The organism is Devosia litorisediminis, assembly GCF_018334155.1.
Classification (GTDB): Bacteria; Pseudomonadota; Alphaproteobacteria; order Rhizobiales; family Devosiaceae; genus Devosia; species Devosia litorisediminis.
In genome coordinates this window covers 422,739-436,794 of the sequence record NZ_JAGXTP010000001.1, presented here as the reverse complement: position 1 = coordinate 436,794, position 14,056 = coordinate 422,739, and the positions used below count along the sequence as shown (strand labels likewise).

Annotated in this window: 12 protein-coding genes; 3 read left to right on the top strand and 9 right to left on the bottom strand. The window is 61.4% G+C overall.

Features of this window, described 5'->3' with window-relative positions; genetic code table 11:
- Window position 1 precedes the first annotated feature (1 nt).
- Both KD146_RS02040 and KD146_RS18430 read right to left on the bottom strand, forming a co-directional pair.
- Window positions 2–973 (bottom strand): DUF1036 domain-containing protein, encoded by a 972-nt coding sequence (locus tag KD146_RS02040; RefSeq protein ID WP_212657088.1) that lies wholly within the window; start codon window positions 971–973, stop codon window positions 2–4.
- Window positions 974–1,050: 77 nt separating this feature from the next.
- Complete coding sequence (locus KD146_RS18430) at window positions 1,051–2,721, bottom strand: tetratricopeptide repeat protein (protein ID WP_212657087.1); 1,671 nt, start codon at window positions 2,719–2,721, stop codon at window positions 1,051–1,053.
- A gap of 386 nt (window positions 2,722–3,107) precedes the next feature.
- Between KD146_RS18430 and KD146_RS02030 the strand changes: the two genes are divergently transcribed.
- Window positions 3,108–3,554 (top strand): ANTAR domain-containing protein, encoded by a 447-nt coding sequence (locus KD146_RS02030; RefSeq protein ID WP_212657086.1) that lies wholly within the window; start codon window positions 3,108–3,110, stop codon window positions 3,552–3,554.
- 314 nt (window positions 3,555–3,868) lie between these two features.
- Here the strand turns inward: KD146_RS02030 and KD146_RS02025 are convergent, their stop codons facing one another.
- The 7 genes from KD146_RS02025 to KD146_RS01995 form a co-directional block, all read right to left on the bottom strand.
- Window positions 3,869–4,384 carry an MgtC/SapB family protein gene (locus KD146_RS02025; protein ID WP_212657085.1) on the bottom strand — a complete coding sequence of 172 codons (516 nt, stop codon included), beginning with the start codon at window positions 4,382–4,384 and terminating at the stop codon, window positions 3,869–3,871.
- Window positions 4,385–4,429: 45 nt separating this feature from the next.
- Entirely contained in the window at window positions 4,430–5,212 is a 783-nt protein-coding gene (locus KD146_RS02020; protein WP_212657084.1) for a hypothetical protein, read from the bottom strand.
- Window positions 5,194–5,979 (bottom strand): SDR family NAD(P)-dependent oxidoreductase, encoded by a 786-nt coding sequence (locus KD146_RS02015; protein WP_212657083.1) that lies wholly within the window; start codon window positions 5,977–5,979, stop codon window positions 5,194–5,196. Before KD146_RS02015 ends, KD146_RS02020 begins: the two co-directional genes overlap by 19 nt.
- Window positions 5,980–6,006: 27 nt before the next feature.
- A complete protein-coding gene (locus tag KD146_RS02010) occupies window positions 6,007–7,053 on the bottom strand; it encodes an NAD(P)-dependent alcohol dehydrogenase (RefSeq protein WP_212657082.1) in 1,047 nt (348 codons plus the stop codon).
- A gap of 105 nt (window positions 7,054–7,158) precedes the next feature.
- On the bottom strand, window positions 7,159–7,962 hold the full coding sequence (locus tag KD146_RS02005) for an ATP-binding cassette domain-containing protein (protein ID WP_212657081.1): 804 nt from the start codon (window positions 7,960–7,962) through the stop codon (window positions 7,159–7,161).
- Window positions 7,959–9,038 carry an ABC transporter permease gene (locus KD146_RS02000; RefSeq protein ID WP_212657080.1) on the bottom strand — a complete coding sequence of 360 codons (1,080 nt, stop codon included), beginning with the start codon at window positions 9,036–9,038 and terminating at the stop codon, window positions 7,959–7,961. The genes KD146_RS02005 and KD146_RS02000 overlap by 4 nt, the downstream gene beginning before the upstream one ends.
- A gap of 101 nt (window positions 9,039–9,139) precedes the next feature.
- The gene (locus KD146_RS01995; RefSeq protein WP_212659074.1) at window positions 9,140–10,108 is read right to left on the bottom strand and encodes a substrate-binding domain-containing protein; all 969 of its coding nucleotides are present in this window, start codon (window positions 10,106–10,108) and stop codon (window positions 9,140–9,142) included.
- 349 nt (window positions 10,109–10,457) lie between these two features.
- Between KD146_RS01995 and KD146_RS01990 the strand changes: the two genes are divergently transcribed.
- Window positions 10,458–11,675 carry an ROK family transcriptional regulator gene (locus tag KD146_RS01990; protein WP_212657079.1) on the top strand — a complete coding sequence of 406 codons (1,218 nt, stop codon included), beginning with the start codon at window positions 10,458–10,460 and terminating at the stop codon, window positions 11,673–11,675.
- Window positions 11,676–11,781: 106 nt separating this feature from the next.
- Entirely contained in the window at window positions 11,782–14,028 is a 2,247-nt protein-coding gene (locus tag KD146_RS01985; protein WP_212657078.1) for a putative bifunctional diguanylate cyclase/phosphodiesterase, read from the top strand.
- The last annotated feature ends 28 nt before the right edge of the window (window positions 14,029–14,056 follow it).

Sequence of the window (14,056 nt, the reverse complement as noted above, 5' to 3'; positions counted from 1 at the left end):
CTCAGCCGCCCATTTCATCAATGGTCCAGCGTAGCGGATAGCTTTCGGGCAGATCATACTGGCCGTCGCACGCCACCTTCTCGCGCTGCTCCACCAGCTCGAAATAATCGCCCTGCGCGACATATTGGTGTCGCTCGAACAGCCCGCAATCCCCATCGGGTCCATAAGCCATCGTGCCACTAATCGTCATGGTGCCGGCATCGAAAAAGGCACTCGAGATCAGCAGGTGATTGTCCAGATTATCGCCGGGCGGGCTTTCGAATTCATAGAGCCGGAAGCTGCTCATGCCGGCCGGGCGCATGGCCATGAAGTGTTCAACATTGATATCGGCATTGTGGCACGGCACCAGATAGATCTCGCTGCCATCGGCCAGACCAATCCCCTGTCCGCCCCAGGCCGGCATGGCCTCCCCCAGATCACAGCCCAGTTGATCCCCGAACCGGGCGACAGCGACGGGTAGATCCGACGGCTCATACATCACCATGCCCCACGGTTCCTGCGATAAGGCGACGGGCGCAATGGGTGCTGCATTGCTCTGCGCATCCTTCGACGCTGCCGCCGGGGCTGGTGCGGTCAGCGTAAAGGTGAACTCGCTCGCCGTGCCAATCTCGATCTGGGAGAAATCATCGCGCGCATAGCCGCGGCTTTCGCAATCACTGTCTCCCACAATGGTGAAGGGATCGGGGCTGGTGCAGAATTTGTAACCCTGCCCCTTGAAGGCACCACCTGCCGTCGCCCGATAGTAGAAATAGGCGTGGCGCAGGGCTTGACCGCGCACCGTCTTGCATTCACCCGGTGCCACAGACCACCAGCCCTCCGAAGTCCAGTCGGCCCCGTCCTTGTAGCCAATGGCAAAGCTGCGCAGCTCCGGCGTCTCATTGCACATGTGCAACTGCGCAGCCGCCGTGCCCGGCAACAGGACCAGCACCATGCCCGCAACCATCAGGCACCATCGAATAGCAAAATCGGGCATGCGACTTGTCCCCCTCGTGTCACCACCAATTGTTGAGAAATTTTCCGGCCATGGCAAGAACCGCGCCCCGGTACCGACTAGAAGGGGCCGTTCAGCGCCTGAGGGGGTACCCCGGCAGCAGTCAGCGATCCCCTAATCTGCTCGAGCAGCGCCACATCCTGCACCCGCTCGCGCAAGCGGGGCAGCACCCCGACGGTGCGGAAGCTGGAGACATCAAGCACCTGCGCAAGATAGCGATTGACGATCTCACCATCTCCGGCGCGCTGCCCGGCCAGAATGGCCAGGATCGGCCCCAGTTCGTGATCGACCTGCGCATAGCGCCCCGCGTGCTCTATGGCCTGCTCGAAATTGCCGGAGCGCAGCGCCAGCAGCGCCGGGACACCAAAATACCAGTCTGGCGGATTGGGCGTGCCCTCCACCGCATCGGTCGACAGGATCTCGGCCTGCGCTGCCTGCCCGCCAAAGGCCAGCACGCGGGCATAACCGGCCAGCGCATCACCATTGGCCGGATTGAGCTGGATGGCCGAGCCATAATCGGCGCGCGCCCGATCAATCTGCCCCATTTCGAGCCGCAGGCGCGCGTGCTCCTCCCAGATAAAGGCGCTGACCGGCGACAGGCTGATGGCTCGGTCCAGCTGGGCTTCGGCCTGACGCAGCCGGTCATCGCGACTTTTGGGCACTTCGCTAGCCCCAATGCCCTGTTCGGCAAGTAGGCTGCCCGCGATGGCCAGCCCGACGGCGGTCTCCCGCTCGCTTGACGGCAGGCTTGCCAGGCATTTGTCGGTATAGGCCGCGTCCACCGCCATGCCGGTTTCGCGATAGCTGCTGAACAGCATGCGACATAGATAGAGATTGCCGCCACCATTCAGGTTCGGGCTTTGCGCCAGCGCTTCGCGGGCCTTGATGTGCATGGGGCCGCGCGGGCTGCCCAGAATGAGGCTGAGCCGCCGCGACACGTCATCGAGAACCCCCACATCGGAAGCACTCGCTGTCGGCACGGCAATGGTGTGATTCCAGACCACGACACCAACAGTGCTGTCGGTCAGAATGGCGCTGTACTGCACCAGTGCCCCGTCGCGCCGCACGATACCGCTCAGCACGTAGTCACTGCCCTCACCATCAGCGACCGTAATACTGACATCGCCGCCACCGCCATAGCGCACATCAAGATCATCAAACTGATCGAGGTCGGTGACCAGTTCGATGGCCAGTCCCGCGACCTTGGGCGCGCCATTGTCGGGTCCGGTCAGGTTCTGAAATTCGATGACAGTGACGCTGGGCTGTCGTGGTCCGGTGATCACCGCCTCGCGTCGCGGAGAAATCGGCCCGAATGTCATGAAGGCAAAACTGGCCACGGCCATCGCCAGCAGGATCACCACGAGCGCGAACCAGGACAGGGTCACCCCGCCAAGGGCACGGGCCCGACGCCCCGGCTTGGCATCGTCCTCGCTGTCCTCAATATCCTCATCTTGGGTGACGGGGGTCACAGCCGCGCCACCATTGGCCGCTACAGCATCCTCCAGTGGGCTGAACTCTGGAACATAACGCCCCACAGGCAATCCGATTCGAACCGGATCGGCACTGCCGGGGCCACGATAATACTCATCCAGCAGGCCGCGCAGACGTCGTGCTTGCACCCGCACAATGGGGTCCGATTGGGGGTCGAAATCGGCCGACCGGCCCAGCACATCCACCGCGATCGAATAGGCCTTGATGGACGCTTCGTCGCCCGCCAGTGTGCGTTGCACGATATATTCGAGGAACCGCGCTAACTGTTGCGAGCGCGCAATTTCTGGCCACGCAAGCAGTCGCTCAAGAGAAGCCAGTATTGGTTCGCGCTGCGGCGTCGGAACAGACAACAAGACCTCCAGATGAGGCCTCAGATTGCCGCGTGTTACATGTAAAATACAACCCCCAAGTTACATCGAATTTACGTGAGGTTGCCTAGCCGCACGCGATTGCGTCGATCATACCGGCATCGTCACCGTCATCTATGTGACACGTTCTCAGCCGGCTAGGCCCCGTCCGAGACATATTGACCACCCAGTTTGAACTTCAGGATCTGTGCGCTGATGCGGACCGGTCTCGATATTTCATTTGCCTATCCGGTGTTGAACGGAACTTGAGGTGAGCAGTGAACGACTCTGTGGATTATGCATCGTTTGTCGCGTTGATTGATGACGATGAGCACTCGGCCCATCTGCTGACGCGGACGCTGGTAGCCCACAGTGCCCCTGGCGTTCAGTGCTACGGCGATGCGAGCGCGGCTTTTCTGCGCGTCAAGGCCGTGCTGAGCGATCCCGCCGCGGCGCGTCCGGCACTGATCATTGTCGACCTCAAGACCCATAGCGACGCCAATCTGGAATTTCTGGAAGCCATTGAGCATCTCATTCGGCAGAACGGCGTTCCCCTAATAGTGCTTGCGCCGCTGCTTGAAGAAACCAAGCGCCGCGCCTTGCTTGAAAGTGGCGCCTCGGCCGTTTTCGTCCGCCACGCTGATCGCGACGCCTATCGGCGCGTTGCTGGCGACATTGTTGAATTCTGGGCGCACACACAGCGCCCGGTTGCTGTTGGCATGTAACTCCTGCGTCCACAGGTTGCATGCCTAGGTCGGGAGGGACGCTGCAAGACGGTTTACGAACCGCCCTGCATTCCCAGGCGTCCCTCCGGCCACTAGTTGCCCGCTCAGATTGCTTGTACCGCAAGCTGAGAGGGGGTGCCGGCCCTACTCCAAGGGGGCAGGTACAGGGGGCGCGAGCGCGACACCTCCCGGTCGCGCGCGCACGGGGGGAGAAACAGGATTGGTCAGGCGTTTGTCCCTCGGGCGCCAGACCGCAAACCCTGGTTCTCCCCGCGGCCCCATTCGCAAGACCCATGCTTTTCTAAAATTTTCTGCTAGCGCGCCTGCTCACCCTCGGTGTCGGGGGCTTTGTCACCGCGCGCACCCACCACGCGGTGCGACAGCGCGCGCATCGCAGCCAGCACCAGAATAGCCAGCACCGCAATGCCTGCCGAAATTGCGTAATAACCCAGCGCCGTTGCCATCCCCACCGCGCCGGCCAGCCACATGCCGGCACCTGTTGTCAGCCCCTGCACGCTCCCGCCGCTGCGAAAGATCGCCCCGGCGCCCAGGAAAGCGATGCCCGCCGTCACCGCTTCGATGGCGCGGATCGGGTCCGCCTTGGCGTCTCCGCCCGCTGGCAGGGTGTGATAGATTTCAAAGGTCAGAATGGTGAACAGGGCCGCAGCCACGGCGACCAGAATGTGGGTGCGCAGCCCGGCCGCTGAAGTGTGCCACTCGCGTTCAAACCCGATCATGGCGCCAAAAATCGCTGCGATCAGCAGACGGATGCCGATGATGTGCTGGGGCAGATAGGTCTGCACATATCCAAAGTCATTGCCGATATCCATGCCGGGGCTCCCTGAGTTTTGACGCTGTGGTCAAACCCCACGGGCTCAGCCATGGTTCCAATCGGCCACGATGGGCTGGGCCCAACTGGCGATGAATGCGCGCGGTGGCAGCATGATCCAGCCATCCGCATCACCCACGGTGAGGTAGTCGGCCCGTGCCACCCCCAATGCGGTGATCGCACAGACCAGCGCTGCCCGCTCGTCGTGATTGCGCACATTCGCCAGATCGCCCGCCAGCCGCCGGCCGGGCAGGTGATGGGTCAACAGACGCTCCAACCCACCATTGGCCACCAGAGCAATAAAATAGCGATCGGAGCGCTGTTGCCGTTCGCCCTTTTCGACATCCTCCAGCATCAGCCCCAGAAAGCTGGTCGGAAATGCCTCGAACAGCGCCAGTTCATGTACGGCATGACGATGGCTGGCGCGTGCTGTCAGGCCATCGGCGATCAATAGCCCCGCAAACGCATTGGTATGGTGATTAAGCAGGCGACCCACCGGGCTGCGCGATGAACCCGGCTGGCTGACGCGACTGGCAATCGCCCTCTGGCTGAGAACCCGTTCGGCCTGCCGATAGCGATCAATCACCGCCAGATCACCGCGAAACGGTCCATCCAGCCCCACCGCCAGCAGTCTGCGGCCATCGCTGACCGCACTGATTGTGGCGCGGCGGATATCGGGATCGCCGCTGAAATGCTGCAACGTCCAGCCAATGCTCTGGCCATCCCAGTCCAGCCGGCAAATGCCGCTGGACGCGCTCTTGAGCGACCAGCCGACATCAATGCCCAGAACCGAGCCTGTTTCGGGCAGCATCAGACGGTCTGCAGCCACCCGCCATCCACGAAATAGGTCGAGCCGGTCGAATAGCTCGCCTTGTCCGAACACATGAAGACAAAGAAGTTTGCCAGTTCCTCGGGCGAAGCGAACCGCTTCATGCCGCCAGCCTCATTGGCTACTTCCTGCAGATGGGCTTCCCAGCCATCCTCGCCGGCGATCTGCTTGGCGGTCTTGATCCAGTCCGGCGTCAGCACCAGCCCCGGATTGACCGTGTTGACGCGGATATTGTCGCCCACCACCTCATTGGCCAGGTTCTTGGAGAACATCATCAGCGCGGCCTTGGTGGTGTTGTAGATCGGCTCATACCATAGCGGCTGCACCGCGCAGATCGAGGCATTGTGCAGTACCACGCCACCGCCCCGCGTCTTCATGGTGGGCACCAGCCCGCGCGCCAGCCGCACTGCGGCCATCACATGCAGGTCCCAGTAATACTGCCATTTGGCGTCATCGGCCTCGGCAATGGTCTCATTCGATCCCGTACCGGCATTGTTGATCAGGATATCGGCCCCGCCAAATGCCTGCTTGGTGCCATAGATGACCGCGTCGCAGCCTTCGGCTGTCGCCACATCTGCAGCAATGGCCGTGGCGATAATGTCGAATTCCTGCGCCACCCGAACCGCCGCGTCGTCGGCCCGCTCCTTGTCACGGCCAACCAACACCAGATTGACGCCTTCAGCGGCCAGGCCTTGGGCCACCGCCAATCCGATCCCCACCGTGCCGCCCGTAACGACTGCCACCTTGTCGCGCAAATTCAAGTCCATGCTGTTTCCTCCCGCTCGAACTAGCTGCTACTGGGCCACCCGGATCTGCAGCTTCACATCGGTTGGCCGCGCTTCCACGGCCCGGTCAAACGCAGCGATTGAATCGTCAAAGTCGAAAGTTTCCGAGATCAGCGGCTTGAGGTCCACCTTGCCCGAGGCAATCAGGGCAATGGCCCGGTCATACTGGTGCGCGTAGCGAAACACGCTTTCGATCCGCAATTCCTTGATTGAGGCGCTGGCAATATCAACCTGTGTCGGCTCAACGGGCAGCCCAACCACCACAATAGCCCCACCGGGACGCGGCAGGTCGACAATGGTCTTCCAGGCATGGGGTGACCCCGAGCACTCGAACACCACATCGGCGCCCCAGCCCTCAGTCAGTGCGCTGACCGCTTCGACAATGTTGTTTTCCGAAATATTGACCGGAATAACACCCTGATACTGCGCCGCAATGTCGAGCTTGGGCTGCGCCAGATCGGCGACGATCACCCGCGCACAGCCACCCGCCAGCGCTGCCAGCGCCACCATGGTGCCAATCGGGCCGGCGCCCAGCACCACGGCCGTATCGCCGGGCGTGATCCGGGCCTTGGTCGCGGCCTGCATCCCCACCGCAAACGGCTCCACCATGGCGCCTTCGGCAAAGCTGACATGATCGGGCAGCTTGAAGGTGTAATTGGCCGGATGCACCACTTCAGGCGTCAACACGCCATGCACGGGTGGCGTTGCCCAAAAGCTGACGGCAGGGTCAATATTATACATGCCCAACCGACTGGCGCGCGAATTGGGATCGGGAATGCCCGGCTCCATGCAGACCCGGTCGCCCACCTTGAGATGGGTCACGCCTGGGCCGACCTCACTGACCACCCCGGCGGCCTCATGCCCCAGCACCATGGGTTCGTTGACCACAAAGGGCCCGATCCGGCCATGGGTGTAATAGTGCACATCGGAGCCGCATACGCCCACCGTGTGGATGGCGATCTTGACCATGCCGGGCCCGACATCGAGCGGCAGTTCGATGTCGCGCAGCGCCAGCTTGTGCTGCTGTTCAAGGACGAGGGCGCGGACTTTGCTCATGTTCAACTTCCTGGGACATCGCGAATTAAGGGCCGCCAATGCGATGCACGGCGACCCCCTTGTTCTATCGTATTGCAGCGCTCGAGCGAAGGCGGCAATCGCGTGTTATGGCTCCACGAAATGCTTGGGGGGCGCAGCACCTTCAGGCGGCTCCATGGCGCCGGTCATGATCGCTACCGCATCAGACATTGTGTAGTCCTTGGGATTGATCACCGCGATCCGCTTGCCCAGCCGGTGAATGTGGATGCGGTCAGCGACCTCGAACACATGCGGCATGTTGTGGCTGATCAGAATGATCGGGATGCCGCGCGAGCGTACTTCCTGGATCAGTTCAAGCACCCGGCGGGATTCCTTGACGCCCAGCGCGGCCGTCGGTTCATCAAGTACGATGATCTTGGAGCCAAAGGCCGCCGCACGCGCCACCGCAACACCCTGCCGCTGGCCACCCGAGAGGGTCTCAACCGCCTGACTTATGTCCTGAACGGTCATCAACCCAAGCTCGCTGAGCTTTTCGCGGGCGAAGCTCTGCATGTGCTTGCGGTCCATCATCCGCAGCACATTGCCCAGGAAGCCCGGCTTGCGCACTTCTCGGCCCAGGAACATGTTGTCGGCAATCGACAGCGCCGGCGACAGCGCCAGATTCTGGTACACCGTCTCGATACCTGCCTTGCGCGCATCCTCGGGAGAGCGGAAATGGACGGGCTTTCCCTCCATTTCAATCACGCCATGGTCGGGGATGACGGCCCCGCTAATGGCTTTGACCATCGTCGATTTACCCGCACCATTATCACCGATCACGGCGAGAATTTCGCCGGGATAGAGATCAAAGTCAGCGCCGTTCAGGGCCACCACGGTGCCATAGCGCTTGAGTAGCCCACGCGCCTTGATGATTGGCTGGATTTCACTCATTGCGATGCCCTCCGCAGCCATTGATCCAGAGCCACTGCGATGATCACCAGAGTGCCCGCAGCAAACAATTGCCAGTAATCATCCACCCCGGCCAGCGACAGGCCGGTATTGAACACGCCCACAATCAGGGCACCGAGCACCGATCCCATGATCGAGGCACGCCCACCAAACAGCGAGGTGCCGCCAATCACCACGGCCGTGATCGATCCCAGATTGACCGTTTCAAACGAGATTGGCGAAACCGAACCCACGCGACCAATGGCCACCCAGCCGGCAAAGCCGCAGATTGCGCCCGCCAGCACATAGACCGAGATCAGTGTGCGCCTTGTGCGGATACCTGAGAGCCGTGCTGCATCGGGATCATCGCCAATGGCGTGCACATGGCGCCCCCAGGCAGTCCGGTTGAGCAGGAACCAGACCAGCACGGCCACCACGACAAGCGAGATACTGCCATAGGTCAGCTTGGCCCCGCCAAAGCGGAACGCCTCGCCAAACCATAACAGGCCCGGTGCTTTCTCGACGATGTCCGCATTGCGCACCGATTCAGAGCCCGAATACCACAGCTTGAGCGCGGTAAAGATCGACAGCGTGCCCAGCGTCACGATGAAGGGCGGTAGTTTGATCACGGCCACCAGCACACCGTTGAGCCAGCCCATAAGCGCCCCAAAGAACATGCCGATAATCACCGCAAACGGCAGTGGCACACCCATATGGACTGCCAGATTGCCCATGATCAGCGAGGTCACCACCAGCACCGCACCAACCGACAGGTCGATGCCGGCGGTCAGGATGATCAGCGTCTGGGCAATCGCGATAATACCGGTCACCGTTACCTGCTGCAGCACAGTCGACAGTGCCAGCGGCGTCAGGAAGCGCGGCGCGATAATGCCAAAGGCTATCACACTGACGATCAGCACCAGCGTGGGAATGGTTGTGGGGTGGGCCCGCAGAAAACCGCGCATCATGTAGAACAGGTTGCGGTCATCCTTGGCAAAGCTGGCCACATTGGCGTCAGCCTTGGCCAGACCGGCCTCGAAGTCTGAAATTGTTTTGGTAGGCGAGCCGTCTTTGCTCATGCTGTGCCCTCCCTGAAAATGCCGAAACGCTGCACGTAACACCGCAGATCGAGGGCGGCGGTGCCGCCACCCTCCGGTTCTGCGCGTTCCTTGGTCTGCGATTAGCCCCAGCAGAGCTCCATACCCTTGTCGGAGTCGATCGAGGGCACACCTTCGACCGGATGGTCGGTGACCAGGTTCACACCCGTATTGAAGAAGCTCAGGCCTTCAGATGCCACGGGCTTGGTGCCATCCTTGGCATAGGCGACGATGGCCTCAATGCCCTTGGATGCCATCAGCAGCGGATATTGCTGGCTTGTGGCACCGATCACGCCGGCCTTCACGCTGGCAATACCGGGGCAACCACCGTCAACCGAAACCACCAGAACGTCGGACTTGCCGGCCTTGGTCAACGCCTGATAGGCGCCTTCGGCGGCGGGTTCATTGATGGTGTAGACCACATTCATGTCTGGTTCTTTGGCCAGCAGGTTTTCCACCGACATCACGCCGCCTTCCGGATTGGCACCGGAGATTTCGTGCCCGATGACCCGCGGATCGGTTTCCGAACCCATCACGGTCAGGTCTGGCACGTCAATGCCGAAACCCACCAGGAAGCCGGTATCGCGCGCCACGTCGACCGAGATGTTATCCTTGTTGATGTCGAGCATGCCGATCTTGGCATCGGCGGCAGCATCACCCAGCGTCGCCGCGGCCCATTTGCCGATCAGCAGACCAGCTTCGAAATTGTCAGTGGCAAAGGTCATGTCCTGCGCCTCTGGATCAGCCAGCGGCGTATCGAGTGCAATCACGAGAACGCCAGCATCACGGGCTTCCTTGAGCAGCGGACCAACCGAGTCATTGGACGGGGTGATCAGAATACCCTTGGCACCAGCCAGCACGCAGTTCTCGATGGCGGTCAGCTGTGGCGAGGCATCGCCGTCCTTTTCACCGGCATAAGCCTTGAAATCGAGCCCGGCTGCCGTGGCGGCAGCCTCCGCGCCTTCCTTCATCTTCACAAAGAAGGGGTTGGTGTTGTTCTTGGTAATCAGGCAAGCCAGATCAGCGGCCATGACAGGGGCCGAAGCCGACATCAGGGTGATGGCAGCTGCACCAAGCAGAAGCGTCTTCTTGAAATGAGTCACGGCGTAGTCCTCCTCAAATATTGCGCGGGGACATGACCGGCTGCACCGGTCTCACACCCCCTCCTCCAAACGGCCAGCTCGTTGTTTTGGGCCGTCCTTGCTGGCCATATGCCGACAACCAGAACCGGCTGTCAATAAGTTAATCCAATTGATTTATTAATTGACAGTCGAAGCTACTTGCCCTCATTTGACGGTATTGCTGGCTATCAAGCTTATGAAATCGATTGCATTTTCAGCGCCGTTGCCGCTCATGGCAGATGGACGCCAAACGTCAAATCTTAACGAAAGGCCATTTGGGATGGTGAGTGCAGTGACCCGTGGGGTTGGGTCAGATCAGTTGAGCCGAGGCACCAACCAGACGGGCGTCCGCCTCTATAATGAGCGCCTTGTCCTCTCGCTGGTGCGCCGCCATGGCAGTCTGCCCAAGGCCGACATCGCCCGCCGCACCGGTCTGTCGCCGCAGACCATTTCCACCATCGTCAATGCGCTGGAGGCCGATGGCATCCTGCTACGCCTCGACCCCCTTCGGGGCAAGGTCGGCCAGCCGCTGGTTCCCTATGCGCTCAACCCGCGCGGGGCGTTCTTTCTCGGTCTCAAGGTCGGTCGCCGCAGCTCCGACATTGTGCTGATGGATTTTGTCGGTACGGTTCTGGGCCGCATTCACTACCCTCATCCCTATCCGACCCCCGAGATCATGCTGGCACTGACCCAGCGCGGCATTGATGAACTCACCAGCACGCTGAGCCCAACCGATCAGCAGCGCATTGCCGGTTTCGGCATCGCTTCCCCCTTCGAATTGTGGAACTGGGAATCCCAGCTTGGCGCGCCTGCCGATGTGCTGGCGGCCTGGCGCAAGGCCGACATTCGCGCCGAGATCGCAGCCATCAGCCACTGGCCGGTCTATTTTCACAATGACGGCACTGCCGCCTGCGCCGCCGAACTGGTGCTGGGCAATGGCCAGCATGGCGACGATTTCCTCTATGTCTTTCTGGGCTCGTTCATCGGGGGCGGCGTGGTGCTCAACAGCCACCTGTTTCCCGGCCGCACCGGCTATGGCGGCGCCATCGCCCCCCTGCCCGTACCCGCGCCGGGCGGCGGCTTCCAGCAATTGTTGCGCAGCGCCTCGATCTACGTGCTCGCCGACCGGCTGACGGAGCAAGGTCGTGACCCTGCAGTGCTTTGGCGTGACCCCAGCGAGTGGGGCGATATCGGCCCGGCGCTGGACCATTGGATCCACGATGCTGCCCAGAGCCTGGCGATTGCCGCCGTCAGCGCCGTGTCCATCATCGACTTCCGCAGTGTGGTGATAGATGGCGCCTTCCCGCCCGCCGTACGTCAGCGGCTGGTTCAGGCGACGCGTGATGCTACCCAGGCCTTCGACCTGCAAGGTCTGGCGCCCTTCACCATCGCCGAGGGGACCATTGGCTTTGGCGCCCGCGAAATTGGCGGGGCCTGCCTGCCCCTATTGGCCAATTTTACCCAGGACCGCGAAGTGCTCTTCAAGGAAAATTCCTAGGCCTGACAAATAGCTGGCAGGCATCAGAAAAAATTCGGATCCGGTAACTAGTCCTCAATGCCCCCGCGGCTAAGGTCGACATTCCCGCGTCAGATGCCGTTATTATATGCACCAGAAGACGTCGACCAGAGACCGCTGGCAGTTCTCCGCCGCTGTGCTTTTGCCAGTGGTACTGGCGCTCGTGATTACGGCAGCCTCGGTGCTGGCCTTCGTTGTGTGGTCCACCAACAATATCGATCAGCGCGCGCTCGAACGCCAAAGCGCCATGGCAGCCCAGGTCATTGAAAGCCAACGGGAAACCATGGAGCGCGAACTGACCAGCGTGGCCGTGTGGGACGACGCCATCATCAATACACGCCTGGCCTTCAACCAGACCTGGGTGGCCAGCAACCTTGGTGTCTGGCTGCACGATTTCTATGGCCACGACGCCGTTGTCATCTTCGATGGCAAGGACGACCCGCTCTACGTGATGACCGAGGGGGTTTCGCGCACGCCCCAGGCGATGTCGCCATTGGCGCCATCCATCCTTCCCCTGCTCGACAGGCTCCGGGCCATCCGCCCAGCGCCCCAAAGGCCCGGCGCCCCCGGCACAGCACGGTTTGTCAGCGATTACGGCATCGTCAGCGGTGAACCCGCGATCATGACGGCCATGACCATCGTGTCCGACACCGGCGCCCTCACCCAGCCCCAGGGCACTGAACCCGTGCTGCTGGCCGTCAAGTTTCTCGATCAGGCCACGGCAAAGCAGTTCAACCGCGATTATCTGTTTGCCGGCGGCAGCTTCACGCTGGTGCAGAGCAATGACCCCGACCGTGCCGTGCACCCCATCCTCAATTCCAGCGGTCGCTTCGTCGCCTTCTTCGAATGGACGCGCGAACGCCCTGGCATGGTCATGCTGCACCAGACCGGCCCCGCCATGGCGGCCGCCTTCATCATCGCCGCAATCATGATCTCTCTGCTGCTCACCCAACTGCGCCGCTCCTCGGCCGCGCTGGAAGCCGGGCGGCGCCTCGCCGAACATCAGGCCGCCCATGATCAGCTGACGGGCTTGCCCAACCGCATGAGCTTTGACGGCAATCTGGTGCGCGAACTGGCAAATCCTGACAATGAGACAGCCCATATCAGCCTGTTCATGCTCGATCTGGACCGCTTCAAACAGGTCAATGACACGCTCGGACATCAGGCGGGTGATGAACTGATCTGCGCGGTTGGTGATCGCCTGCGCGCCATTTTTGGCCCCAACACCATGATTGCACGCCTCGGTGGCGACGAATTCGCGGTGCTTTCAGTCAATCACGATCGCCCGATAGACGTGATGGAGATTTCCGGCCGGGTCATTGAATCGATCCGCCGCCCGTTCACCCTGAACCGCTTCAAGGCCCATGTCGGCGCCAGCATCGGCATTGTCATGACCCGGGGGATTCAGGCTGAGCCAAGCGAGTTGGTGCGCAAGGCCGATATCGCGCTGTACGAAGCCAAGGCCGGCGGCCGCAACCGTGCCGTGGTCTACGAAGAGCACATGAACGAATTGCTGCAATTGCAGCACACCATCGAAGCTGAACTGCGCGAGGCCCTGTGCCGCGACGACCAGCTTTCGGTAGTGTTCCAGCCACTGGTGGACCAGCAGAGCCGCAAGGTCGTTGGCGCCGAGGCCCTGTCGCGCTGGTACCACCCCAAATACGGTCAGATCTCGCCCGCGCGCTTCATTCCCGTGGCCGAGAACACCGGGCTGATCGAAGCACTGGGCGATGTCGTGCTGCGCCGCGCCTGCGAGTTGGGTGCCACGGTTCCCGGTCGCACCGTTGCGGTCAATATCTCTCCGACCCAGTTGCGCAATCCGCGCTTCTCCCACCAGGTCTTCGATATCCTGCACCAGACCGGCATGCGCCCGCTGGATCTGGAACTTGAGATCACCGAATCCATCCTGCTTGATGATGAGCATATCTCTTCGCAGAATCTGCGCACCTTCCGAACGGCCGGAATTCACATCGCCCTTGATGACTTTGGTACCGGCTACTCTTCTCTGAGCTATCTCAAGCGCTATCCCGTTGATCGCATCAAGATCGACCGCTCCTTTGTCAGCCAGCTTTCCGAGGGCCACGTCTCGGTGGCCATCACCCAGGCCATTGTCAGCCTGGCCCACGCCATGGAGCTCGAAGTTACGGCCGAAGGTGTGGAGACCGAAGAACAGGCGACCATTCTGGGCCAGCTGGGCTGCAATACGCTGCAGGGCTTCCTGTTTTCGGGCGGCGTGCCTGCCCAAAAGATCACAGAGATCTTTGCCGCGCCCGAAAACGCGCTCATCAGTCGCAAACAACGCCGCGCGCTAAGCGCAACCGCAAACTCTCATTAACCGCGACTACGGAATTTAAGGCAGGTTC